Below are 22,998 nucleotides of genomic sequence, written 5' to 3'. Positions count from 1 at the left end.
CTATTGCCGAGCGGCGACCCGCTCGCGTGCGAGAGTCGACAGCAAACCGGCCAGTTCTTCGATGTCGCGCACACGCACGGAGGCCGCGGTCTCTCCCGCACCGACGCGGATCCCGAGGTCGTCCGGCTCGAGGGAGCGGAGGGCGTCTTCGTCGGTGACGTCGTCGCCGGCGAACACGACGGCTGTGGCCTGCACGACCTCGCGGAGGTGCGCGACGGCCGCATCCTTCCCCGCATCGGTGAAGGCGTACTCGACGATGTCGTGGCCCTGGCGCCGGCGCCAGTGCGGCGCGGCGTCCGCCATCATCGCGTCGACGCCCGAGCGCAGCGCGGCGGCCTCGTCGGCGTCGGCGACGGTACGCAGGTGCACCCCGAACCCGAACGCCTTCGGCTCGATCCAGGCGCCGGAGACGCCGCTCGCGAGACGCTCCGCGTCAGCGCGCAGGCGATCGCGCAGCGCGATGTCCGCGGCGTCGACGTCGCTCTCGGACGGCGAACCGGGAATCCAGTACTCGGCCCCGTGCGAGCCGGCGAGCAGGATCGGCGAGTCGTCCTCGTGCTCGGAGATCACCCGGAGGTCGGCGAGCGTCCGGCCCGAGACGAACGCGACGAACGTATCGGGCGTCGTCAGGAGGGCGTCGACGGCCCCGCGCGCGGCAGGGGTCATCCGCGCCGTCATCGGTTCGTCGACCAGCGGGGACACGGTGCCGTCGAAGTCGAGCGCGACGAGTAAGCGCTCGGCCGCGGCGACCGCGGTGACACCGGTCACGCCCGCTCCTCGCGCGACTGACCGAGGTCCGCCAGGAAGCGCTGCGACCACTTCGCGACGTCGTTCTCCCGGACCCGACGCCGCAGGGCCCGCATCCGCCGCTCGCGCTCGCGCTCGGGCATCTCGATCGCCTGCATGATCGCGTCCTTCAAGCCGGAGATGTCGTGCGGGTTGACCTTGATGGCCTGGGTCAGCTCGTCGGCGGCCCCGGTGAACTCGCTCAGCACGAGGGCTCCGCCGCCGTCGACGCGGCTGGCGACGTACTCCTTCGCGACGAGGTTCATGCCGTCGCGCAGGGCCGTCACGAGCATGACGTCCGCCGCGAGGAAGAGGGCGACCATCTCCTCCCGCGGATAGGAGTTGTGGAGGTACTGGATCGCGGTGTAGCCGAGCTCGTCGGCGTCGCCGTTGATGCGACCGACGGTGAGCTCGATCTCGTCGCGCAGCTCCATGTAGGTCTGCACGCGTTCACGGCTGGGGCTCGCGACCTGCACGAGGGTCACGTCGTGCACGGAGAGCCGGCCGTCGGCGAGCAGTTCGCCGTAAGCCTTCAGGCGGTGGCGGATGCCCTTCGTGTAGTCGAGCCGGTCGACCCCGAGGAGGATAGCCTTCGGATTGCCGAGGCTCGAGCGGATCTCGGCGGCGCGCGCCTGGATGTCCGGTCGGTTCGCGAGCTCCTCGTACTCGGCGGCGTCGATCGAGATGGGATAGGCCCGCGCCACGGCCTTGCGCACTCCCCCGTCGGCGGTGGGCACCGAGATGGCGCCGGCCTTGGTGTCGAACCCCAGCTGCCGACGCACGGCACGGGCGAAGTTGCCGGCATCCGCCACCCGTTGGAACCCGATGACGTCGGCGCCGAGGAGGCCCTCGAGGACCTGCCGGCGCCACGGCAGCTGAGCGTACAGCCCGTATGCGGGGAACGGAATGTGGTGGAAATACCCGATCGTGAGATCAGGTCGGAGTTCGCGGAGCATCTTCGGGACGAGCTGCAACTGATAGTCGTGGACCCATACCGTCGCGCCGTCGGCGGCATGCGCGGAAGCGGCCTCCGCGAACCTGCGGTTCACCTTGACGTAGGCGTCCCACCAGGCGCGGTGGTAGGTCGGGGCTGCGATCACGTCGTGGTACAGCGGCCAGATGGTGTCGTTCGAGAAGCCCTCGTAGTACAACTGCACATCGTCCGCGGTGAGGGTGACGGGCACGAGCTGGAGCCCGTCGAACTCGAACGGATCGAGCTCCACGCCGGGCTGTCCCGGCCATCCGATCCAGGCACCGTTGTTGCGGCGCATCACCGGATCGACCGCGGTGACCAGTCCGCCCGGGGACCGCCGCCACGGCTCGTTCTCGTCATCCGTCCGATCGACCGGAAGGCGGTTGGACACGACGACGAAGTCTGAAGCCACGGTCACGGAGTTCCTCTCGACGGATGACTTCAGGCTAACAACCGCCGCGACGGGGACTCACCCCACTACCGTGGGTGGTATGCGCAAATACCTCTTCGGCACCGGGCTCCTGTCGGCACTCACCGGAGGCGTCACCCTGCTGCGCTCTGCACGGAGCGAGGAGAAGTTCACCTGGCGCACCGCTCTGGCGTGGCTCAGCTGGGGTATCACGATGGCCCTCGCCGTCGGGTCTGTCGTCGACACGCGCCGCGCATCCCGCGGGAAGCTCATCCCGCTCGACTCGCCGCGCGCCGACGACAAGAAGAAGCTCCTGAAGAAGCGCGTGTCGCGCCGGCGCTGACGCCGAGGACGCTCACGGCGTGGGCCTCACCGGGTGAGGATCAGCGCTTCGCCCTGACCGCCGCCGCCGCACAGCGCCACACCGGCCGACCCGCCCCCGCGGCGGGCCAGCTCGTGCACGGCGTGCACGACCAACCGCGCGCCGGACGCGCCGATCGGGTGTCCGATCGCGATCCCGCCGCCGTGGACGTTGACGACCGCATCATCGACGCCGAGCTCGCGTCGGGACTGGGCGACGACGGCGCCGAAGGCCTCGTTGATCTCGATGAGGTCGAGGTCGGCGGCGGGCATGCCCTGCCGCTCCAGCGCCTGCGCCAGTGCCCGCGCCGGTTGCGAGTGGAGCGAGTTGTCGGGGCCGGCGACCTGACCGGCCGAGCCGATCACCGCGAGGACGGTCCACCCCTCGGCATCCGCTCGGGAGCGCGTCGTCACCACGACCGCCGCGGCACCGTCGGAGATGGGCGACGCGTTGCCGGCCGTGATGTCGCCGTCGGGCGAGAACGCGGGCCGCAGGCAAGCGAGGGTCTCGACGGTCGTCTCAGGGCGGATGCCCTCGTCCCGCGTGAGCCGGAGCGGATCGCCCTTGCGCTGCGGCACCTCGACCTCGACGATCTCCGCGTCGAACACACCCGCCTCCACCGCAGCGGCCGCCCGCTGGTGAGACAGCGCGGCGACGTGGTCCTGGTCCGCGCGGGAGAGTCCGAGCCCGGGGTTGCGGCGCTCCGTCGACAACCCCATCGACACGCCGTCGTAGGCGTCGGTGAGCCCGTCGACGGCCATGTGGTCGAGGACCTCGACGGAGCCGTATGTCCAGCCGTTGCGAGACCCCATCAGCAGGTGAGGGGCGCGCGTCATCGATTCCATCCCGCCGGCGACGACCACCGCGGCATCACCCACGGCGATCATCCGCTTCGCGTCGATGATCGCCGTCAGCCCCGACAGACACACCTTGTTGACCGACGTGGCGGGGACGTTCCAGCCGAGACCGGCGCCGACCGCGGCCTGACGTGCGGGATTCTGCCCCGAACCGGCGGCGAGCACCTGCCCCAGGATGACCGCGTCGACGGATGCCGGGGCGACGCCGCCGCGCTCGAGGGCGCCGCGGATCGCGAGGGCGCCCAGTTGCGGTGCGGTGAACGGGGCGAGCTGCCCCTTCAACCGGCCCTGCGGGGTCCGCGCCGCCGCCACGATCACGATGTCTTCGGTCATGCTCCCACCTTCACATCCTGCGCGACCACGAGCTCGGGCTCGGTCGCATCCTTCACGTCCTGCACGGTGACCCCCGGAGCGGTCTCGACCAGCACCAGCCCCTCGGACGTCACGTCGATGACGGCGAGATCGGTGATGATCCGGTCGACGACCCCGCGACCGGTGAGCGGCAGCGAGCAATCCGTCACGATCTTCGGCGCCCCGTCGCGGGCCGTGTGCTCCATGAGCACGATCACCTTCGCGGCGCCGTGGACGAGGTCCATCGCACCGCCCGGGCCCTTCACCATCTTCCCCGGGATCATCCAGTTCGCGAGGTCGCCCCGGGCCGACACCTGCATCGCGCCGAGGATCGCAGCGTCGATCTTGCCGCCGCGGATCATCCCGAAGCTGAGCGCGGAGTCGAAGAACGCCGCCCCCGGAAGGGTGGTCACCGTCTCCTTGCCCGCGTTGATGAGGTCGGGGTCCACCCGGTCCTCCCTCGGGTACGGGCCGACGCCGAGGATGCCGTTCTCCGACTGGAGCACCACGGTCACGCCCTCGGGGATGTGGTTGGGGACCAGCGTCGGGAGCCCGATCCCCAGATTCACGTAGGCGCCGTCCGGCAGCTCGGCCGCCGCTCGCGCCGCCATCTGCGTCCGTGTCAACGCCATCTCACTCCCCCTCCGTCGCGACGGTGCGTCGCTCGATGCGCTTCTCGATCCCCGTGCCCACCTCGACGATGCGGTGCACATAGACGCCGGGCAGGTGCACCGCATCCGGGTCCAGTTCGCCTGGTTCGACGAGCTCCTCGACCTGCGCGATGCAGATGCGGCCGGCCATGGCGGCCAGCGGGTTGAAGTTGCGGGCCGCCTTGTTGAAGACGAGGTTGCCGTGCCGGTCGCCGCGCAGCGCGTGGACGAGGGAGAAGTCCGTTGCGATGGCCTCCTCGAGGACGAACTCCCGGGCTTCACCGCGGACGTCGAAGCGGCGGACGTCCTTCGGCGGGGATGCCACGGCCACGCCACCGGCGCCGTCGTACCGACGCGGCAGACCACCCTCCGCGACCTGCGTGCCGACACCCGTCTGCGTGTAGAAGGCGGCGATGCCGGCCCCGCCGGCGCGCAGCTTCTCGGCGAGGGTGCCCTGCGGCGTGAGCTCGAGCTCCAACTCGCCGGAGAGGAACTGGCGCTCGAACTCCTTGTTCTCGCCCACGTACGACGAGGTCATCTTGCGGATGCGGCGCGCTCGCAGCAGGACACCGAGACCCCAGTCGTCCACCCCGCAGTTGTTGGAGACGACGGAGAGGTCCGTCGTCCCCTGTGCGAGCAGGGCGTCGATGAGGGCGATCGGGTTTCCGGAGAGGCCGAAGCCGCCGACGGCGATGCTCGCGCCGTCGGGGATGTCGGCGACGGCGTCGGCCGCCGAGGGAACCGTCTTGTCGATCACGGTGCACTCCTTCGTGTCGTTGCTCCCAGCATCGACGTCGGGGGCCCCGGACCGCGAGCTGTCGGTTGCGATGTGGGACGCTCCGCGCCTAGGGTCCACGATGTGGAACACCCCTCGTCGACCGTCCCGGGAGCGCAGGCCATCGCGCGGGCGGCGCGCCTGCTCCGGCTCGTCAGCGCCGCCGGCGCGGAGGGCCGCGGTGTGCGCGAACTCGCCCACGAGGCATCCCTCTCCCGGTCGACGGCGCACCGTCTGTTGACCGCCCTGCGCGCCGAGGGCCTGGTCGATCAGGACGAGCGCACGGCACGATGGCTGGCCGGACCGGAACTCTTCCTCATGGGCGCGGCCGCCGCGCCCCGCTACGACATCACGCACGTCGCCGGCGACATCGTCCGATCGCTCGCGGTGAAGACCGAGGAGAGTGCGTTCCTGTCCGTCCGGCGCGGCGATGAGACCGTCTGCCTCATGCGCGAGGAGGGGTCGTTCCCGATCCGGTCGTTCGTGCTCAGCGAAGGAGTCCGCTTCCCGTTGGGCGTCGCGTCCGCGGGGCTCGCGATCCTCTCGTTCCTGCCGCAGCCCGAGGTCGACGCCTATCTCGGCCGCCATACCGACCTCGCCGCGCGGTGGGGTGATGTCCACGATGCGGATCCCCTGCGCGCACGCATCGGGGAGACCCGGGATCGCGGTTACGCGGTGAATCCGGGGCTCATCGTCCCGGGATCGTGGGGGCTCGGGGCAGCCGTGTTCGATCAGGAGGGGCGGCCCGCCTGGGCCCTCAGCCTCACCGGCGTCGAGTTCCGCTTCGGCCCGGACCGCCTCCCCGAGTTGGGGCGTCTGCTGCTCGCGCACGCGCACCAATTGACGACCCGCATCCAGTCCGTCCGCCGTCGATGACGACGGCGGCGGTCACAACCCCGCGGTCTCGAGCCAGCGCAGCCACACCTCGCTGACGGTCGGGTACGCGGGGACGGCGTGCCAGAGGCGGTGCAGCGGGACCTCGCCGACGATGGCGATCGTCGCAGCATGGAGCAGCTCGGCGACATCGGGTCCCACGAACGTCGCCCCGACCAGCACGCCGCGCTCCGCGTCGATGACGGCCCGTGAGCGCCCTTCGTACCGGTCGGAGTGGGTGCTCGCCCCCGCCACCCAGGACAGGTCGTAGTCGACGACCTTCACGTCGATGCCGGCGTCACGAGCGGATGCCTCGGTGTGCCCGACGGCGGCGACTTCGGGCTCGGTGAACACGACCTGGGGAACGGCGCTGTGGTCGGCGGTGGCCGCCAGCGCGCTCCAGGCCGACGTGTCCACGTCGCTCGACGCGGCGCGACGCGCGATGACGTCGCCGGCGACACGGGCCTGGTACTTGCCCTGGTGGGTCAGCAGGGCCCGGTGATTGACATCGCCCACCGCGTACAGCCAGTCGTTCCCGGGGACGCGCATCGTGTCGTCTACCCGGATCCACGATCCCGCCTCGAGTCCGACGTGTTCGAGGCCGAGGTCCTCGGTGCGGGGCACACGACCCGTCGCCACCAGGATCTCCTCCGCCCGGACGACGGAGCCGTCATCCAGAGTGACACTCACCCCGTCGGAGGAACGGGCGACGTGCTCGACACCGCGCCCGGTGAGGACGGTCGCGCCCGCGCCCGTCAGGGCGGCGCCGACGGCCTCGCCCGCGAAGTCCTCGAGTCCGCCGAGGAGGGTGGACCGGGCGATCACGGTCACGTCCGAGCCGAGCGCGGTGAAGGCCGTCGCCATCTCGAGCCCGACGACGCCGCCGCCCAGGATGATCAGCGAGGACGGCACGGTGCGGACCCCCGTCGCCTCGCGACTGGTCCAGGGTGCGGCATCCTGCAATCCGGGAATGTCCGGGATCAGCGCTGCGGAGCCGGTGCAGACGGCGACCGCGTGCCGAGCCCGAAGCGTCGTCGTCCCGCCGTCGGCCGCGGTGACGGTCACCTCCCGCTCCCCGGCGAGGCGCCCGTGGCCGCGCACCAGGTCGATCCCCGCACCCTGCAGCCACTCGACCTGCGACGTGTCCTGGTAGTCGTGCACGATGCGGTCCCGGCGCGCGAGCACGGCGGCGACGTCGACCCCGCCGGTCACCGCCTCCGCGGCGCCCGCGACGTCGCGGGCCGCGCGCAGCGCGGCGGGCGCACGCAACAACGCCTTCGACGGCATGCATGCCCAGTAGGAGCACTCGCCTCCGACGAGTTCGCTCTCGACGATCGCGGCGGTCAAGCCGCCACGTACCGCCCGGTCGGCGACGTTCTCGCCGACGGGTCCTGCTCCGATGACGATGAGGTCGTATTCGCGTGTGCTCATGCCCTCACGCTAGTGACACCAGGCCCGCCCGGGGCCGAAACGGGCGCTCCGTCTGCCATACCCGCCATGTGACGTCAATGGTCGCGAAGGACTGCCGGGATGTCGGGGGTGTGTGGTTGGCTGAAACACCGGCCGAAAGGACCCCTCCATGGCGATCGAGTTCCGATCCGTCACCAAACGCTTCGGCGACGGACCCGCCGCGGTCGACGACGTCACCCTCGAGATGCCGGCCCGCAAGACGACGGTCTTGGTGGGGTCGTCGGGGTGCGGCAAGACGACGCTCCTGCGCATGATCAACCGCCTCATCGAACCGACGTCGGGCGACATCACGATCGACGGCGAGTCGATCCACGCCAAGGACGCCGTCCAGCTGCGGCGGAGCATCGGGTACGTCCTCCAGAACGCCGGCCTGCTCCCCCACTACACGGTGGCGGACAACATCGCGACGGTGCCCGTCCTCACCGGACAGACGAAGGCTGCCGCACGGCGTCGCGCGCTCGAGCTGATGGAGGTCGTCGGCCTCGACGCCGCCTTCGCCGACCGGTATCCCGCGCAGCTCTCCGGCGGTCAGCAGCAGCGCGTCGGCGTCGCGCGCGCCCTCGCCGCGGACCCCAACATCCTCCTCATGGACGAGCCCTTCGGCGCCGTCGACCCCATCGTCCGCAAAGAACTGCAGGCCGAGGTCATCCGGCTGCAGCGAGAACTCGACAAGACCATCGTCTTCGTCACGCACGACATCGACGAGGCCTTCCTCCTGGGCGACCAGGTCGTGATCCTGCAGAAGGGCGCACACATCGCCCAGCGCGGCACGCCCTCGGAGATCATCGAATCCCCGGCCGACGACTTCGTCGCGACTTTCATCGGCACCGACCGCGGAGCACGTGCGTTCCGCGCCAAGCAGACCCCTCGCGGCACCGTCCTCGTGGACGGCGCGGGACGCACGCAGGGAGTGCTCGTGTCGGATGCGGCAGAGGATCCGAGGTGACCTCCCCATGAACTGGGTCCTCGACAACCTGGACCTGATCGGTCGCCTGACCGTCGCCCACCTCCGACAGAGCACGATCGCGATCCTCGTCGGGTTCGCCGTCGCGGTGCCGATCGGTTGGGCGGCGTTCCGCTACACGCGGCTGCGCGGCACGGTGCTGGGTGCGGTCGGCATCCTCTACACGATCCCGTCGTTCGGCCTGTTCGCGCTCATCAGCGCGATCAGCGGCATCCCTCTGCTGTCCGAGACCAACCTCGTCGTCGCGCTGACCATCTACGCGGTCGCGATCATGACCCGGTCGGTCACGGACGGACTCGCGTCGGTCGAGCCCAGCGTCCGCAACGCCGCGATCGCGGTCGGCTTCGGTCCGTGGCGGCGCTTCTGGACGGTCGACTTCCCGCTGGCGGGCCCCGTCATGCTTGCGGGCCTGAGGGTGACGGCCGTCTCGACGATCTCGCTCGCCACCGTCGGCGCTCTGATCGGCGTGCAGAACCTCGGGTACCTGTTCACGAACGGATCGCAGCGGAGGATCCTCCCCGAGGTCTTTGCGGGCGTGCTCGCCGTGGTGATCATCGCCCTCGTCATCGACGCGCTCCTCCTGCTGGCCGGACGCGCGCTGATGCCGTGGACCCGGCGAACCTCGCCCCCGCGGTCGCGGGCACGGATGCGGGAGCTCGCCGTATGAACGTCTTCCTCGACGCCTTCGCCTGGATCTTCTCGCCGGATCGCACGACGGGATACCTCCCCCTCGGCGAGGCGATCCTCCAGCACCTCGGCTTCACCTTCGGCTCCGTCGCCCTCGCTGCGCTCATCGCCGTACCCGCCGGATGGGCCATCGGGCACACCGGTCGCGGACGCGAGATCGCCGTCTTCCTCTCCGGCGCCGCCCGGTCGCTGCCCTCCCTCGGCCTCGTCGTCCTGCTCTACCTCCTGATCGGCGTGAACTTCAAGGAGCAGGCCGCCCTCGTCTCCTTCGTTCTCCTCGCCATCCCCTCGATCCTCGCGGGGGCCTACGCGGGGATCGAGGCGATCGAGCGCACGACGATCGAGGCGGGGCGCGCCGTCGGGATGACGCCGATGCAGGTCCTGTGGAAGATCGAGATCCCCCTCGGACTGCCGCTGCTGATCGGCGGCATCCGCTCCGCTGTGCTGCAGGTCGTCGCGACGGTCACCATCGCGGCCTACGTCGGCCTCGGCGGACTCGGCTTCGCCCTGATCCAGGGCATCCAGACCCGGAATCCGGCGCAGATCCTCGGGGCGTCGATCGTCGTCGTCGTCCTCGCCCTCGTGCTGGACGGCGTGTTCGCGCTGCTCCAGCGCATCCTCGTCCCCCGCGGCGTCGCCGTCCAGCGATCCGCGCCGCGCCGCCTGCGGCGTCGCCCGTCCCCCCAACCCGCCTGACTCACAGCAGCACAACCCCTATCCCACCCGGAGGCACCCATGTCCATCACCCGCACACGCATCCTGCCCGCCCTCGGCCTCGCCGCCGTCGCCGCCCTCGCACTCTCGGCCTGCGGGTCGAGCGAGTCCCTGCAAGGCGGCGGATCGGGCGGCAGCGGCGGCAACGGCGGAGGCGAGGAGTCGTCGACGATCGTGATCGGTTCGCAGCAGTACTACTCGAACGAGATCATCGCCGAGATCTACGCCCAGGCTCTCGAAGCCGCCGACTTCACCGTCGAGCGCAACTTCTCCATCGGCCAGCGCGACGCCTACATGCCCTCGCTCGAGGACGGATCGATCAACCTCTTCCCGGAGTACACCGGCAACCTGCTGCAGTACTTCGACAAGGACGCCACGGCTACGACGCCCGACGATGTCTACGCCGCGCTGCAGGACGCCCTCCCGGACGGTCTGACCGCGCTCGACTACTCGCCGGCGACCGACCAGGACTCGTACAACGTGACCGCGGCCTTCGCCTCCGAGAACGACCTCACCGAGATCGGCGACCTCGCCGGCATCGACGGCCTGAAGCTCGGCGGCGCGCCTGAGCTGGAACAGCGTCCCTACGGCCCCACCGGGCTCAAGGACGTCTACGGCGTGAATGTCGCTTTCGAGGCGACCGCCGACACCACCGTCGACGAGCTCGTCGCCGGCAACATCCAGGTCGCCAACGTGTACAGCGCCGACCCGCGCATCAAGACCGACGACCTCGTGACCCTCGAAGACCCGAAGGGCCTCTTCCTCGCGTCCAACGTCGTGCCGATCGCGAGCTCGGACATCTCGGACGAGATCGCCGACGTGATCAACGAGGTCAGCGCCGCGATGTCGCCCGAGGAGCTCGTCGCGATGAACGTCGAGTCCTCCGTCGACCAGCGGAACACCGAGGACATCGCGAAGGACTGGATCGCCGACAACCTGAGCTGATCCGTGCGCACCGAGGGCCCGCGGGCCGCCGCATCCGTCTCCGTCGTCATCCCTGTGAAGGACGACGCCGACGACCTGCGACGCTGCCTGCGGGCCCTCGCTCTGCAGACGAAGCGGCCCGATCAGATCATCGTCGTGGACAACATGTCCTCCGATGAGTCCGCAGAGGTCGCCCGCTCGGCGGGCGCCGACGTGATCCACTGCGACCGGCCCGGCATACCGGCTGCGGCAGCCGCCGGCTACGACGCGGCGTCGGCCGACCTCATCCTCCGACTGGACGCGGACTGCGTTCCGGCGGGGTCGTGGGTCGCTGCCATGAGCAGCGCGGCCGACGCGCACCCCGAGGCCTCCGTGTTCGCCGGGGGCGCGCGGTTCGTGGACGGACCCCGCCCGCTGCTGACGCCGCTGGCGGGCGTCTACCTTGGCGCGTACGCGATCGTCCTGCTCCCCGCCCTCGGCCACGTCCCGCTGTTCGGCTCCAACCTCGGTCTGCGGCGCGACGCCTGGCGGCGCGTCAGCAGCAGCGTCCACCGGGACGATCCCGAGGTGCACGACGACCTCGACCTGTCGTTCCACCTCGGCGAGCACCACCGCATCCGCCTCGTCCCCGGCGCCGCGATGGGGATCTCGATGCGGCCCTTCACCTCCGCATCCGCGTTCCGTCGGCGGGTGCGCCGCGGCGTCCGCACCGTCGTGATCCACTGGCCCGCGAGCTTCCCGCCGGTCCGCTGGGCGCGTCTCGTTATGCGACGCGCGGGCTCCATGGTCCCCCGGCGGGTGACCCGGTGAACCGCCTCCTCGGAACCGTGGAAGCTCCGCTCCTCCACGTGATGACGCTGAACGTGCGTCGTCCGATGCCCTCGCTGCTCTCTTCGCCGTCGGATCGCTGGGCACGCCGCCGCCCCGCCCTCGTCTCGATGCTCCGGCGGGAGAGCCCCAGCATCCTGTGCGCCCAGGAGGTCCTCCCCGGTCCCGCAGCGGAGATCGCCGCCGCCCTCGGACCGTCGTTCGCGCGCATTGGCGTGGGACGTCGACGAGGCGGGCGCGGCGAGGGTTGTCCGGTGTTCTTCGATCGAGACCGGCTCGAACTGCTCCACCACCGTCAACGCGCACTGTCCGACACACCCGACGTCCTCGGCACCCGGTCCTGGGGCAACCTCGTGCCCCGGATCGTCACGGTCGGCGCCTTCCGCGACCGCATCACGGGTGCACGCTTCGCCGTCGTCAACACGCACCTCGACCCCTTCTCCGCGCGGTCCAGGATGCGCGGGGTGGAAGCCATCCGCTCCGAGGTGCGCGGTACCGGACTCCCGACCCTCGTGCTCGGCGACATGAACACCGGGGCGGAGTCCGAGGCACTCCGCGCCCTGCGCGCCGGCGATCTGCTGACGGACACGTGGACGGTCGCCGCGGAGAGGGTGACCCCCGCCTGGGGCACGTACGCGGGCTACCGGGCACCCGTCCGCGACGGCAAGCGGATCGACGTGATCCTCGCAACGTCGGACATCGAGGTCGAGCGGGTCGGAATCGACGCGCGAACCGAGGACGGGATCGCGCCGAGCGACCACCTGGCCGTCCATGCCGCTCTCGAGGTGCCGCGATGAGGGAGGACTTCCTGCGCCCGCCGGCGTCGCCGGCGGAATGGGCGGCCGACGGCATCCGTCTCCTCGGCCTGATCAGCGTCCTGGCCGCCTTCGTCTGGTGGACTCCGACGGATGCCGGAATCCTCGCACTCGCACTGCCCGCCCTCCTCGTCCCGCGCCTGCTCGGTGTGCTTCCGTGGTTCGACGTCCTCTACGGAGTGACCGTCAGCGTCGCCGCGTGGAGCAACGTCCTCGACCTGTACCGGTCGATCGCGTGGTGGGATCTCGTCGTGCACTTCGTGGCGACGGGCATCATCGCGTCGATCGGGTACGTCGCCCTGCAGCGATCCGGCGTCCTCCCCGGCCCGTCCAGGCGGCGCACCGCGGTCGTCCTTCTGCCGACCATCGGGCTCGCCATCAGTGCGATCTGGGAGATGGTCGAGTGGCTCGGGAAGACGTTCGTGGACTCCGAGATCTTCGTCACCTACCCGGACACCATCGGGGACATGGCCGTGGGAGGGGCGGGCGCCCTCCTGATGGGCATCGTCCTCGCACGGATCCGCATCGACCGAGCCGCGAATCGCGCGGCGGACAGGAAGGACGCATCATGGCAGCGTTGAAGAAGGGCGACCGGGTCAGCTGGAACACCTCCCAGGGACGCACCCACGGCACGATCGTCGAGCGGAAGACGAAGGACTTCACCTTCGACGGGCAGGACTTCACCGCGTCGAGCGACGAGCCCGCCTACATCGTGGAGTCCGAGAAGACCGGGGCGAAGGCCGCGCACAAGGGCTCCGCGCTGTCGAAGCTCTCCTCCTGAGGCAGCGCCGGCGGGGAGTTCTCCCCATGGACCGGCCCTCGGGCGATTCCTATCCTCGGACCAGGAGGTGGCGCGATGGGCATGATGTTGCCGAACGAGCTCGTGTGGGTCATGGAGAAGCTCGGCTTCGAGTGGCCGGACATCGACGAGGACGAGGTGCGCAAGGGTGCCGACCTGCTGCGCGGCCTCGGCACCGATCTCGAATCCGTCATCCAGGCGGTCGACCGCAAGATGAGCAACGACATCAGCGTCGCGATCCAGGGGCAGACCGGACCGGCGACGCTCGGCGCGTGGACCGCCAACCGCTCGCAGAACCTCCAGAAGCTCATCGACCTCATGCCGCCCGCGGCGACGGCGATGGACCTCGGCGCCGAGGCGATCTTCGCGCTCAAGATGAAGGTCATCGTCGACGTCACGTCCACCCTCGTCACGCTCGTCGCGATGCTGACGAATCCCCTCACCGCGGCGGGCGCCGGTCCGATGCTGCTCATCAAGAAGAAGCTGCTCAACGCCGCCGTCGACATCGCGGTCGAGCAACTCATCATGCAGCTCGCGCCGGCCGTCATCGAGCCGATGGCCGAGCACCTGCCCGCGGTCGTCGACGCCGTCCTCGACGCGCCCCTCGTCGAGGGTGCCGCCGGGGACTCGGACGAGTTCCACGCCGACCTCGCGGCGCTCGAATCGGCCCGGTCGGACATGAAGCTCCACGGAGCCGACATCCAGACGGTCACCTCGACCTTCTTCGCGGAGTTCTCCGCGCTCGACTTCGGAGGGGATGCCTGATGAGCGGTCTCAAGCCGGTCTTCCGTGAGGCACGCGAAGCCGTCGTCATCGGCGCGGGACGCCTCAAGGACCGACTGCACCAGGTCGCCGACAACATGGACGGCCACCTCGACACGATCGTGCGGCGGGTGCGGGACGAGGACAACTTCAACAACGCCGTCGTTACCAACCGCGGGGGCAATGCGAAAGTCACCGTCTACGATCCCGCCACGGGCCGACCGATCACCGAGTACGGCCACATCCGCGAAGACTTCGGCAGCTCGACGCGCGGAGACAATGCGACGGCGGTCGGCAACAGCGTGCCCGGCGACTACGACGGCGGGCACCTCGGCGGCCACCGATTCTTCGGCGACACCGCAGACCCCGGAATCGTTCCGCAGGCATCCAACCTCAACCGCGTCGCGTGGCGTGTCATGGAGAACGAATGGGCCGCGTGGTCCCGACGGGGCTATCAGGTCGACTACACGATCGACGTGTATCCCCCCGGAGCAGCGCTCCCTGATACGTTCGAAGTCTCGTACACCGTCACCAACCCGAACACCGGCGAGCAGATCCTGCAGGCTTACCCCTACTTCTACAACCAACCCGGTCAGGTCTTCACCCGCGTCCCCAGCGCGGAGATGCCCCCGATCTCGTGAGCCGAAGGAGAGTCATGTCCACTGATCCGACGACGGAACTCATCCGTGCGATCGTCACGAACATGCAGGGCGCGCGCGACGACTGGAAGTCACTGGCGATGGTGATCAGCCTCGGCGGGGGGCGACTGAGCGAGACGTCGGGCTACGCCTACTCCCCGGACGGAACCGTCTCGGCGGTCGCCTCACGTCCCTCTCAGATCAAGCCCGCCGTAGACGCCTACCTCGCCGACCGCTACCCCGAGGGCGCCGAGCTGCCCGCGAAGTTCCTGCTGCAGTTCGACCGCGACGCCAAGGCGTACGAGATCACCTTCGAGGACACCGACCCGATGCGATGGAAGGTGACCCCCGACAACTTCGAGGCGATACGGCAGGAGCTCAAGCCGAACCTCGGCTGACTCCCGGCCCGTCCGTGCACCGCGGCGCGGCGCGGCGCGGCATCCTCCCTCCTCGACCGCGGAGAATCGACCCATGCCCATCGTCGACAACGCCGTGTACGTGGACGGCCGCCGGATCCAGGATCCGGTGAACCTCAGCGAGACCTTCGAGCATATGCGCGACCACCACGGCATGGCGTGGATCGGCCTCTACCGCCCGACCGAGGAGGAAGTCGCCGCCGTCGCCACGGAGTTCTCCCTGCACCCGCTCGCCGTCGAGGACGCCCTCGCCGGGCATCAGCGCGCCAAGCTCGAGCGGTACGGCGACGTGCTGTTCACGGTGCTGCGACCGGCGCGGTACGACGACACGACGGATTCGGTGGACTTCGGGGAGCTGCACGTCTTCGTCGGTCCCGAGTTCGTGGTGACGATCCGGCACGCGGACTCGCCGGACCTCACGCAGGTGCGGGCGAGGATGGAGCACCAGCCGGAACTGCTGCGCATGGGTCCGGAGGCGGTCCTGTACGCCATCCTCGACCAGGTGGTGGACGAGTACTCCCCCGTGCTCGCCGGGGTCGAGAACGACATCGACGAGATCGAGGAGACGCTGTTCAGCGGATCGGATGCCGGGCTGTCGCAGCGCATCTATACGCTGGCGCGCGAGGTGATCGCCCTGCACAAGTCGACGCTTCCGCTCGACGACATGCTGCAGCGGCTGCTGCAGGGGTCCGAGAAGTACAAGGTCGACATCGAGTTGCAGCGCTCGCTGCGGGACGTGCTGGACCACGTCATCCGTCTCAACGAGCGCATCGTCGCATTTCGCTCGATCCTCGACAACGCCCTGACCGTCCATTCCACGCTCGTCACGCAGCGGCAGACCGACACCTCGCTCGAACAGAACGAGCAGGTCAAGAAGATCTCCGGGTGGGCGGCGATCCTGTTCGGGCCGACTCTGGTCGGCACGGTCTACGGCATGAACTTCGACAACATGCCCGAGCTGCATTGGACCTTCGGGTACCCGATGGCCCTCGGCTTGATGGTCGCGAGCTCGGTCGTGCTCTACGCGGTCTTCAAGCGCAAGAAGTGGCTCTGACCGGGGCATCCGACACTGCAGAAGCAGAAGGCCCCGGTCACTGGCGAGAGTGACCGGGGCCGTCCGTGCACCCCCTGGGACTCGAACCCAGAACCCACTGATTAAGAGTCAGTTGCTCTGCCGATTGAGCTAGAGGTGCGTGATTCGAAGAACTCGAACCGAGGGTCAACACTAGCATCACGATCGGCTGCTCCGCCAATCGAGACGCCCTCGGCACTCATGAGGGCGCCAGGCGCAGCACGTATCCTGGAGCCGTGACGCCTCTGCCCTCCGCGACGGACTGGACCGCCCCCTTCGACGGCGACGTGACGGACGACCTCGCGCTCGCCCTGCGCCTCGCGGATGCCGCGGACCGCGTCGCGATGGAGCGTTTCGACGCGCCGGACCTCGACGTCCGCACGAAGGCCGACGCGACGCATGTGACCGAGGCGGACCTCGCGACCGAGCGGGCCATCCGCGACCTGCTCGCGGCGGAGCGACCCGCAGACGGTGTCTTCGGCGAGGAGTTCGGCACGACCGGCGACGGATCGCGGCAGTGGATCATCGACCCGATCGACGGCACGGCGAACTACCTGAAGGGCATCCCGATGTGGGCGACCCTGATCTCGCTCGTCGTGGGCGGCGTGCCGCGGGTCGGCGTGGTCAGCCAGCCGGCCATCTCCCGTCGCTGGTGGGGCGCCACGGGCGCCGGTGCGTGGACCCGTTCCGCCGACGGTGAGACCCGCCGCATCCGCACCTCCGACGTCGCGTCGCTCTCCGACGCGAGCATCAGCTTCCAGAGCATCGCGCAGTGGGATGCCGAGGAACGCGCGGACGACCTGCTGCGCCTCTCGCGCGCCGTGTGGCGCGACCGCGGCTACGGCGACGCCTGGCCCTACATGCTGCTCGCCGAGGGCCGTCTGGAGTTCGTCGCCGAGTTCGGGGTCCGCGAGTACGACATCGCCGCGCACGTGCCGATCATCCTCGAGGCCGGCGGCCGCTTCACCGACATCCACGGGGCCGAACGACTCGATGCGCTGTCGTCGCTGGCGACCAACGGCATCCTCCACGACGAGTTCCTCGGGATGCTCGGCGCGTGAGGTCCGCGCGACACGGGGCGCGCCTCGCCGCCGCGGTGGCGGCGAGCGGCCTCACGGTGCTCCTCGCCACGGCGTGCAGTCCCACGCCGGGACAGGCCGGAGCGACGGCGGCGGCTCCCGCCCCGGGCGCCTCCGCACCCGCGGCATCCGCCCCACCGACCATCGATCCCGCCGACGTGACGTGCGAGAACATGCTCTCGCCGGAGACCGTCGACGCGTTCACGGCGACGGGGTGGACGGTCCGCGAAGATCCGTTCGTGATCCTGGACCTCGAGCTCCCCGACGGCACGGCGTGCACCTGGGGCGACTTCAGCTCCCCCACCAACGACGACCTCGTCCTCTTCGGGTGGTCCCCGATCTCCGAGGCCGATGCCGACGCGACCGAGGCGGCGCTCGAGGCGGAGGGATGGCTCCGCGAGGACGACGACGCCGGCGTGATCATCACCGAGGACCCGGACGCGGCGCTCCGCGTGGACGATCAGGGATACGGCGTCACCTACCTCTTCGGCGACGGCTGGGTGAAAGTCTCGGACACCCGGCAGGGCCTGGATCTCATCGAGCTCGGCTGACGCACGACGAAGCCCCCGGCATCCGTACGGACACCGGGGGCTTCACTCCGTGACAACGGTTCGTGGAGATGGGGGGAATCGAACCCCCGTCCATCGCTGAGAGACGGCGTCTTCTCCGGGCGCAGTCTGTAAAAGGCGTTCTGCTCGGCTCCGACCTTCAGTACAGACACATAAGTCGACGAGCCCAGCCTGAGGAAAGTCCCGCGTGACGCTCAGGCGACGTCACGCAGCGAGATCCCTTAGATGACGCCAGGGACCGCGAGGGGATCACTCACGGACTGACGGACTCGGGCTCGCTGCTTACGCAGCGAGGGCGAAGTCGGACTGCTTCTTTTCGGCAGTTATTGGTTCGCAGAGATCGTTAACGAGATAACCCTGCATCCTCGGCCCGCTTCCCGCAGAGTCACAGGCGATGTCGAAACCGATCATCCCCGAGACGCCTGACGGCGTGTGGACCGTTGTCACACTGTGGAGTTGTCCTGTCTCGGATGCCGGAGCGTCCGAGCATCCCAGAATACCACCCGGACGGCCGGCTCACTCCAAGAGGAAGTAGTCGCGCGCGAGCGGCGCGACCTCCAGCGCCTGCGCCTCCGCCTCGCCGACCCACCGGAGTTCGGCGATCTCCGCCGCGACGCGCGGCTCCTGGCGACCGAGGCGGACCTCGAACACGTCCGCGACCACCGTATGCCCGGCCTCGTTCGCTGCGGCCGCCCGGAAGACACCCCGGGATCGGAGGTCGTCGACGGCGACGTCGACACCGAGCTCCTCGCGCAGCTCGCGGACGAGCGTCTCGGCCGGGCCCTCCCCCGTCTCGGGCTTGCCACCGGGCTGCATGAAGGCCGTCGTGCCCGTCTTGCGGACCAGCAGCAGCCGTCCGGAGGCGTCGCGGATGACGGCGGCCGAGACCCGGATCGAGCGGTCGGAGGCGTCGTCTGCGGCGGTCACGCCTGAACGCTAACAGGCTCGGCATCCGACTCGACGTACAATCTCGTGTGCTTCCCGACACTCTCTCGTCCGACACGGCGATCGATCCCGCCGATCTCGCCACCACTCTCCGGGTGCTCGCGACCCTCCCCTCCCTCCCCCGGACGCACCCCGACTTCATCGCCGTCCGGCAGGCGAGCGCAGCGATGTTCAAGGCGGCGAAGAAGGAACGGCGCCGCGAGATCCGTGAGGCCGTCGCGACCGCCGACCGCGAGGTCGTCCACGCGACGGCGACGGGAGCGCCGGACCGCATCGACGACGAGACGCGCGGCATCCCCATCGCCGCCCGCACCGCGGCCCCCATCGCCGGCGTCCTCAAGAAGGCGCGCGGCTGCTACATCTGCAAGCAGCCGTACAGGATCGTCGACGCCTTCTATCACCAGCTCTGCCCCGACTGCGCGGCCCTCAGCCACGAGAAGCGGGATGCCCGGACCGACCTCACCGGCCGGCGGGCGCTCCTCACGGGTGGGCGCGCGAAGATCGGCATGTACATCGCGCTGCGCCTGCTGCGCGACGGCGCCCACACCACCATCACGACGCGGTTCCCGCGGGATGCCGTGCGCCGGTTCCGCGCACTGCCGGACTCGGCCGAGTGGATCGACCGGTTGAAGATCGTCGGCATCGATCTGCGCGACCCGGCGCAGGTGATCGCCCTCGCCGACGACGTCGCCGCTGCAGGCCCGCTCGACGTGCTCATCAACAACGCGACGCAGACGGTTCGCCGCTCCCCCGGCGCCTACCAACCGCTCGTCGATGCCGAACTCGCACCGCTCCCCGACGGCCCGCTGCCCGAACTCGTCACCTTCGGGCACACCAACGACCGGCACCCCGAGGCCCTCGAGCGGTCGGTGAGCGCGCACCCGATCCTCGCCGCGGCGGCCGATCGCGCCGACGTGCTCACGCGCGAGGCGATGGCCGCCGGGTCGACGTCGCTCGACCGTCTCGCCGCGGGGACGGCGATCGACGCCGGCGGTCTGATCCCCGACCTCGATCACACGAACTCCTGGGTTCAGCGCGTCGAGGAGGTGGATCCGCTCGAGATGCTCGAGGTCCAGCTCGCGAACACGACGGCGCCGTTCCTCCTCGTGTCCAAGCTCCGGCCCTCGCTCGCCGCGAGCCCCGCCCGGCGGACCTACATCGTCAACGTCAGCGCGATGGAGGGTGTCTTCGAACGCGGGTACAAGGGCCCCGGGCATCCGCACACGAACATGGCGAAAGCCGCGGTCAACATGCTGACCCGGACGAGCGCCCGCGAGATGTTCGAGAGCGACGGCATCCTCATGACGAGCGTCGACACCGGATGGATCACGGACGAGCGGCCGCATCCGACGAAGGTGCGCCTCGCGGAGGAGGGGTTCCACGCCCCGCTGGACCTCGTCGACGGGGCCGCTCGCGTCTACGACCCCATCGTCCGTGGCGAAGCCGGCGAGGACGTCTTCGGCGTCTTCCTCAAGGATTACGCGCCGGGCCGCTGGTGATCCCGTTCCCCGCTCCCGGGACCCGCGTAGTGGTGCGCTATCTGCTGCCCGACGGGCAGGCGACGGACGCCCTCGGCGAGCTCGTGTCGGTCGAACCCGACGTGATCGTCGTCGACGGCAAGCGCGGGCTCGAACGCATCGGCCGCACGGCGGTCATCGCCGCCAAGGCGGTCCCACCGCCCCCGGAACCGCGGCCACGGAGGCCGACGGCCTGAGCGTCACTCCCCCAGACGGTTGCGGCTGCGCATGGCCCGCTCGGCCTCGCGCTTGTCTTCGCGTTCGCGGATCGTCTGACGCTTCTCGTACTCGCGCTTACCCTTCGCGACGGCGATCTCGACCTTCGCGCGCCCGTCCGAGAAGTAGAGCTTGAGCGGGATGAGCGTGTACCCGCCGGCGGCGACCGCGTGGGAGAGCTTGACGATCTCGTCCTTGTGCAGGAGCAGCTTGCGCGTGCGCTTGGCGGCGTGGTTCGTCCAGTGACCCTGCGAGTACTCGGGGATGTGCACGGCGTCGAGCCAGGCCTGGCCGCCGTCGATGAACGCGTAGCCGTCGCTCAGGTTCGCACGCCCCTGGCGCAGCGACTTCACCTCGGTGCCGGTCAGCACGAGACCGGCCTCGTATGTCTTCTCGATGGCGTACTCGTGGCGCGCGCGACGGTTGGTCGCGATGACCTGTTCCCCGCGTTCCCTGGGCATGATGACTCCTCGACGCGGCCGCGCTCCGCGCGCGACCGGCCTGCCAGTCTAACGGAGGCCTGCGCTCAGGTGCGCAGCCATCGGCGGATGGCGAAGCTGGCCGACAGCGCCGCCAGCACGAGACCGAGGCCCACGATCAGCGGGATGACCAGCAGCGCATCCCGTCCGTCGATCCACGTCGTCACGAAGTCGATCTCGTCGACGAGGAACCCGTGCACGCCGTACTGCACGCCGAGCCAGACCGCGACGCTGGCGAGTGCCGAGCCGATGAAGGCGGCGAAGACGCCCTCGAGGACGAACGGCGTCTGGATGAACCGGTTGGATGCCCCGACGAGACGCATGATGCCGAGTTCCTTCCGCCGCGCGTAGGCCGACAGCCGGATCGTGGTGGCGATGAGGAGCACGGCCGCCACCAGCATGAGCCCGGCGATCCCCACCGCGAAGTACGTCGCGATCGTGAGCGCCGAGAACAGCGGCTGCAGATACTCCATCTGGTCGGTCACCCCCTCGACGCCCTGCGTTCCCGAGAACGCCTCGTCGATGACATCCGTCTGCGTGGGATCCACGAGGTTGACCCAGTACGTCTCGTTCAACTGGGCCGGGGTGATGAAGTCCTTGTAGTCCTCGCCCATGAGGTCGAGGACGTTCTGGTAGGCCTCCTCGCGCGTCTCGAACCGGACGCTGCGGACGATGCCCTCGAGTGCCGGGCTCTCGAGCTTCTCCTTGACCGCGGCGAGCTGTTCGTCCGTCGCCTCGCCGTCGCTGCAGGTGGTCTCCGTGGACCCGTCGCGGCACATGAAGATCGCGACCTGGGCGCGCTCGGCCCAGTACCCCTGCATCTTGGCGATCTGCATCTGCATGAGCAGGGCGGCGCCCACGAACGTGAGCGACACGAAGGTGACGAGGATGACGGAGATCACCATCGACGCGTTGCGACGAAGACCCGTGAGGGCCTCGCCGAGGACCAGGCGGACTCTCATGCGGTGGGCCCCACTTCGTCGTCGTCGCGGTGCCCGAGACCCAGACGGTCCGCTGCCCCGAGCCCGTCGATGTCGCCGAGGTCGATGTCGGCGGGGGTGATCGGGATGCCTCTGGTGCCCGTGTCCGGCTCGGACGCCGCCGCCCGGGCCGCGGCATCCGTCTGCACCTCGGTTACCGGGGGCGGGTCCTGCACGACGGGGACGGCGGGCAGCACCGTCTCGGGCTGCGGAGCGGGAGGTTCGATCGGGTCCGGGAGGGGCTCGACGCCCCCCGCGTCGCCGGTCGCGATCTGCTTCTGCAGTTCGAGGACGGCCGTGAGCGCCGCCGTGGCCGCCGCGCCCTTGACCGTCTCGGGCGTGAGGACGGGCAGGCCCGATGTGTCGCCGTAGCCGCCGTGGCGCTCGTCGCGCACGACCACGCCGCCGCGCAGCTCGATGACGCGGCGCTGCATCTGGTCGACGAAGCCCGCCTCGTGGGTCGCCATCACGACGGTCGTCCCGCCGGCGTTGATGCGGGCCAGCAACTGCATGATGTCGATGGACGTTCCCGGGTCGAGGTTTCCCGTCGGCTCGTCGGCGAGCAGGATCTGCGGCCGGTTGACGATGGCCCGCGCGATCGCGACACGCTGCTGCTCACCGCCCGAAAGCTCGTGCGGCAGGCGCTTCTCCTTGCCCGCCAGGCCCACCAGGGCGAGGGCTTCGGGGACGGACTGCTGGATGAACGCGCGACTCGACCCGATGACCTGCAGCGAGAACGCGACGTTCTGGAAGACGGTCTTGTTCGGCAGCAGACGGAAGTCCTGGAAGACCGACCCGATGTGACGACGGAAGTAGGGGACCTTGCGCGTGCTCAGACCGCGCACATCGCGTCCGAGGACGACGACGCGACCGTCGGAGGCGGTGTCCTCGCGGAGGATGAGGCGCAGGCACGACGACTTCCCCGAGCCCGACGCGCCGACGAGGAACACGAACTCCCCGCGCTGGACATCGAACTCAACGTCGCTGAGGGCGGGTTTACTGGTGCCGCGGTACTTCTTGGAGACCTTTTCGAAGCGGATCATGGCCAGACGAGCCTAAGCGGCGGGGCCGCCGCATCCGTCAGCGACA

At 69.8% G+C, this 22,998-nt stretch carries 28 protein-coding genes, 1 tRNA gene and 1 other RNA gene; 18 read left to right on the top strand and 12 right to left on the bottom strand.

The annotated features are described in order from the left end of the window. Both otsB and AYL44_RS03830 read right to left on the bottom strand, forming a co-directional pair. Nucleotides 1–768, bottom strand: a complete 768-nt coding sequence (gene otsB / locus AYL44_RS03835; protein ID WP_064001908.1) for a trehalose-phosphatase — start codon at nt 766–768, stop codon at nt 1–3. Next, nucleotides 765–2,177: an alpha,alpha-trehalose-phosphate synthase (UDP-forming) gene (locus AYL44_RS03830; RefSeq protein ID WP_064001907.1), complete on the bottom strand. Its 1,413-nt coding sequence runs from the start codon at nt 2,175–2,177 to the stop codon at nt 765–767. Before AYL44_RS03830 ends, otsB begins: the two co-directional genes overlap by 4 nt. 73 nt (nt 2,178–2,250) lie before the next feature. On the opposite strand from AYL44_RS03830, the gene AYL44_RS03825 reads away from it, so the two are divergent. Further along, the gene (locus tag AYL44_RS03825; protein WP_064001906.1) at nt 2,251–2,511 is read left to right on the top strand and encodes a hypothetical protein; all 261 of its coding nucleotides are present in this window, start codon (nt 2,251–2,253) and stop codon (nt 2,509–2,511) included. 26 nt (nt 2,512–2,537) lie between these two features. On the opposite strand, the gene AYL44_RS03820 is transcribed toward AYL44_RS03825, so the two are convergent. From AYL44_RS03820 to AYL44_RS03810, 3 genes are read right to left on the bottom strand one after another with little or no spacing between them, the layout of a single operon-like run. After that, a complete protein-coding gene (locus tag AYL44_RS03820; RefSeq protein ID WP_064001905.1) occupies nt 2,538–3,719 on the bottom strand; it encodes an acetyl-CoA C-acetyltransferase in 1,182 nt (393 codons plus the stop codon). Continuing rightward, the gene (locus tag AYL44_RS03815) at nt 3,716–4,369 is read right to left on the bottom strand and encodes a CoA transferase subunit B (protein WP_197471579.1); all 654 of its coding nucleotides are present in this window, start codon (nt 4,367–4,369) and stop codon (nt 3,716–3,718) included. Before AYL44_RS03815 ends, AYL44_RS03820 begins: the two co-directional genes overlap by 4 nt. Nucleotide 4,370: 1 nt before the next feature. Further along, nucleotides 4,371–5,144 (bottom strand): CoA transferase subunit A, encoded by a 774-nt coding sequence (locus AYL44_RS03810; RefSeq protein WP_064001903.1) that lies wholly within the window; start codon nt 5,142–5,144, stop codon nt 4,371–4,373. Between the two features lie 102 nt (nt 5,145–5,246). Here AYL44_RS03810 and AYL44_RS03805 point away from each other — a divergent pair, with 102 nt between their 5' ends. After that, the gene (locus AYL44_RS03805) at nt 5,247–6,038 is read left to right on the top strand and encodes an IclR family transcriptional regulator (protein ID WP_064001902.1); all 792 of its coding nucleotides are present in this window, start codon (nt 5,247–5,249) and stop codon (nt 6,036–6,038) included. A gap of 12 nt (nt 6,039–6,050) precedes the next feature. Here the strand turns inward: AYL44_RS03805 and AYL44_RS03800 are convergent, their stop codons facing one another. Next, nucleotides 6,051–7,466 (bottom strand): dihydrolipoyl dehydrogenase family protein, encoded by a 1,416-nt coding sequence (locus AYL44_RS03800; RefSeq protein WP_064001901.1) that lies wholly within the window; start codon nt 7,464–7,466, stop codon nt 6,051–6,053. A gap of 148 nt (nt 7,467–7,614) precedes the next feature. On the opposite strand from AYL44_RS03800, the gene AYL44_RS03795 reads away from it, so the two are divergent. The 12 genes from AYL44_RS03795 (at nt 7,615) to corA (ending at nt 16,106) form a co-directional block, all read left to right on the top strand. Next, entirely contained in the window at nt 7,615–8,451 is an 837-nt protein-coding gene (locus AYL44_RS03795) for an ABC transporter ATP-binding protein (protein WP_064001900.1), read from the top strand. Nucleotides 8,452–8,458: 7 nt separating this feature from the next. After that, on the top strand, nt 8,459–9,136 hold the full coding sequence (locus AYL44_RS03790) for an ABC transporter permease (protein ID WP_064001899.1): 678 nt from the start codon (nt 8,459–8,461) through the stop codon (nt 9,134–9,136). After that, a complete protein-coding gene (locus AYL44_RS03785) occupies nt 9,133–9,852 on the top strand; it encodes an ABC transporter permease (RefSeq protein ID WP_064002464.1) in 720 nt (239 codons plus the stop codon). The genes AYL44_RS03790 and AYL44_RS03785 overlap by 4 nt, the downstream gene beginning before the upstream one ends. A gap of 39 nt (nt 9,853–9,891) precedes the next feature. Beyond that, on the top strand, nt 9,892–10,815 hold the full coding sequence (locus AYL44_RS03780) for an ABC transporter substrate-binding protein (RefSeq protein ID WP_064001898.1): 924 nt from the start codon (nt 9,892–9,894) through the stop codon (nt 10,813–10,815). 3 nt (nt 10,816–10,818) lie between these two features. Continuing rightward, nucleotides 10,819–11,604, top strand: coding sequence for a glycosyltransferase family A protein (locus AYL44_RS03775; RefSeq protein ID WP_064001897.1), 786 nt, complete (start codon nt 10,819–10,821; stop codon nt 11,602–11,604). Further along, nucleotides 11,601–12,419, top strand: a complete 819-nt coding sequence (locus AYL44_RS03770) for an endonuclease/exonuclease/phosphatase family protein (protein WP_231872718.1) — start codon at nt 11,601–11,603, stop codon at nt 12,417–12,419. The genes AYL44_RS03775 and AYL44_RS03770 overlap by 4 nt, the downstream gene beginning before the upstream one ends. Then, nucleotides 12,416–13,018, top strand: coding sequence for a hypothetical protein (locus AYL44_RS03765; RefSeq protein ID WP_064001896.1), 603 nt, complete (start codon nt 12,416–12,418; stop codon nt 13,016–13,018). The genes AYL44_RS03770 and AYL44_RS03765 overlap by 4 nt, the downstream gene beginning before the upstream one ends. After that, nucleotides 13,006–13,218 (top strand): DUF2945 domain-containing protein, encoded by a 213-nt coding sequence (locus tag AYL44_RS03760; protein WP_064001895.1) that lies wholly within the window; start codon nt 13,006–13,008, stop codon nt 13,216–13,218. Before AYL44_RS03765 ends, AYL44_RS03760 begins: the two co-directional genes overlap by 13 nt. A gap of 75 nt (nt 13,219–13,293) precedes the next feature. Next, nucleotides 13,294–14,001, top strand: coding sequence for a hypothetical protein (locus tag AYL44_RS03755; protein ID WP_231872717.1), 708 nt, complete (start codon nt 13,294–13,296; stop codon nt 13,999–14,001). After that, nucleotides 14,001–14,639: a DNA/RNA non-specific endonuclease gene (locus tag AYL44_RS03750; protein ID WP_064001894.1), complete on the top strand. Its 639-nt coding sequence runs from the start codon at nt 14,001–14,003 to the stop codon at nt 14,637–14,639. Before AYL44_RS03755 ends, AYL44_RS03750 begins: the two co-directional genes overlap by 1 nt. Before the next feature lie 14 nt (nt 14,640–14,653). Further along, nucleotides 14,654–15,034: a hypothetical protein gene (locus AYL44_RS03745; protein WP_064001893.1), complete on the top strand. Its 381-nt coding sequence runs from the start codon at nt 14,654–14,656 to the stop codon at nt 15,032–15,034. A gap of 73 nt (nt 15,035–15,107) precedes the next feature. After that, entirely contained in the window at nt 15,108–16,106 is a 999-nt protein-coding gene (corA, locus tag AYL44_RS03740) for a magnesium/cobalt transporter CorA (RefSeq protein ID WP_064001892.1), read from the top strand. A gap of 66 nt (nt 16,107–16,172) precedes the next feature. Here the strand turns inward: corA and AYL44_RS03735 are convergent. After that, nucleotides 16,173–16,245: transfer RNA gene (locus tag AYL44_RS03735), tRNA-Lys, on the bottom strand. Nucleotides 16,246–16,360: 115 nt separating this feature from the next. Here AYL44_RS03735 and AYL44_RS03730 point away from each other — a divergent pair. After that, nucleotides 16,361–17,185: an inositol monophosphatase family protein gene (locus tag AYL44_RS03730; RefSeq protein ID WP_064001891.1), complete on the top strand. Its 825-nt coding sequence runs from the start codon at nt 16,361–16,363 to the stop codon at nt 17,183–17,185. Then, complete coding sequence (locus tag AYL44_RS03725; protein WP_064001890.1) at nt 17,182–17,754, top strand: hypothetical protein; 573 nt, start codon at nt 17,182–17,184, stop codon at nt 17,752–17,754. Before AYL44_RS03730 ends, AYL44_RS03725 begins: the two co-directional genes overlap by 4 nt. 60 nt (nt 17,755–17,814) lie before the next feature. Here the strand turns inward: AYL44_RS03725 and ssrA are convergent. Together ssrA and AYL44_RS03715 are read right to left on the bottom strand one after the other, a co-directional pair. Continuing rightward, nucleotides 17,815–18,187, bottom strand: a transfer-messenger RNA (tmRNA) gene (ssrA, locus tag AYL44_RS03720). A 101-nt stretch (nt 18,188–18,288) separates the two neighbouring features. Continuing rightward, on the bottom strand, nt 18,289–18,699 hold the full coding sequence (locus tag AYL44_RS03715; RefSeq protein WP_064001889.1) for an NUDIX hydrolase: 411 nt from the start codon (nt 18,697–18,699) through the stop codon (nt 18,289–18,291). A 47-nt stretch (nt 18,700–18,746) separates the two neighbouring features. Between AYL44_RS03715 and AYL44_RS03710 the strand changes: the two genes are divergently transcribed. Beyond that, nucleotides 18,747–20,216 (top strand): SDR family oxidoreductase, encoded by a 1,470-nt coding sequence (locus AYL44_RS03710; protein WP_064001888.1) that lies wholly within the window; start codon nt 18,747–18,749, stop codon nt 20,214–20,216. Further along, nucleotides 20,213–20,431: a hypothetical protein gene (locus tag AYL44_RS03705; RefSeq protein WP_419865910.1), complete on the top strand. Its 219-nt coding sequence runs from the start codon at nt 20,213–20,215 to the stop codon at nt 20,429–20,431. The genes AYL44_RS03710 and AYL44_RS03705 overlap by 4 nt, the downstream gene beginning before the upstream one ends. 3 nt (nt 20,432–20,434) lie before the next feature. On the opposite strand, the gene smpB is transcribed toward AYL44_RS03705, so the two are convergent. The 3 genes from smpB to ftsE all read right to left on the bottom strand — a co-directional run bounded on the left by smpB (nt 20,435) and on the right by ftsE (nt 22,952). Then, complete coding sequence (smpB, locus tag AYL44_RS03700) at nt 20,435–20,911, bottom strand: SsrA-binding protein SmpB (RefSeq protein ID WP_064001887.1); 477 nt, start codon at nt 20,909–20,911, stop codon at nt 20,435–20,437. A 65-nt stretch (nt 20,912–20,976) separates the two neighbouring features. Beyond that, nucleotides 20,977–21,891, bottom strand: coding sequence for a permease-like cell division protein FtsX (gene ftsX, locus AYL44_RS03695; RefSeq protein WP_064001886.1), 915 nt, complete (start codon nt 21,889–21,891; stop codon nt 20,977–20,979). Further along, the gene (ftsE, locus tag AYL44_RS03690) at nt 21,888–22,952 is read right to left on the bottom strand and encodes a cell division ATP-binding protein FtsE (RefSeq protein ID WP_064001885.1); all 1,065 of its coding nucleotides are present in this window, start codon (nt 22,950–22,952) and stop codon (nt 21,888–21,890) included. The genes ftsX and ftsE overlap by 4 nt, the downstream gene beginning before the upstream one ends. Nucleotides 22,953–22,998: the final 46 nt, after the last annotated feature.

The sequence above is a fragment of the Microbacterium oleivorans genome, assembly GCF_001644225.1.
In the GTDB taxonomy this organism is placed as follows: domain Bacteria; phylum Actinomycetota; class Actinomycetes; order Actinomycetales; family Microbacteriaceae; genus Microbacterium; species Microbacterium gawkjiense.
The sequence above is the reverse complement of the archived record's forward strand: the minus strand, read 5'-3'. Positions and strand labels throughout refer to the sequence as shown.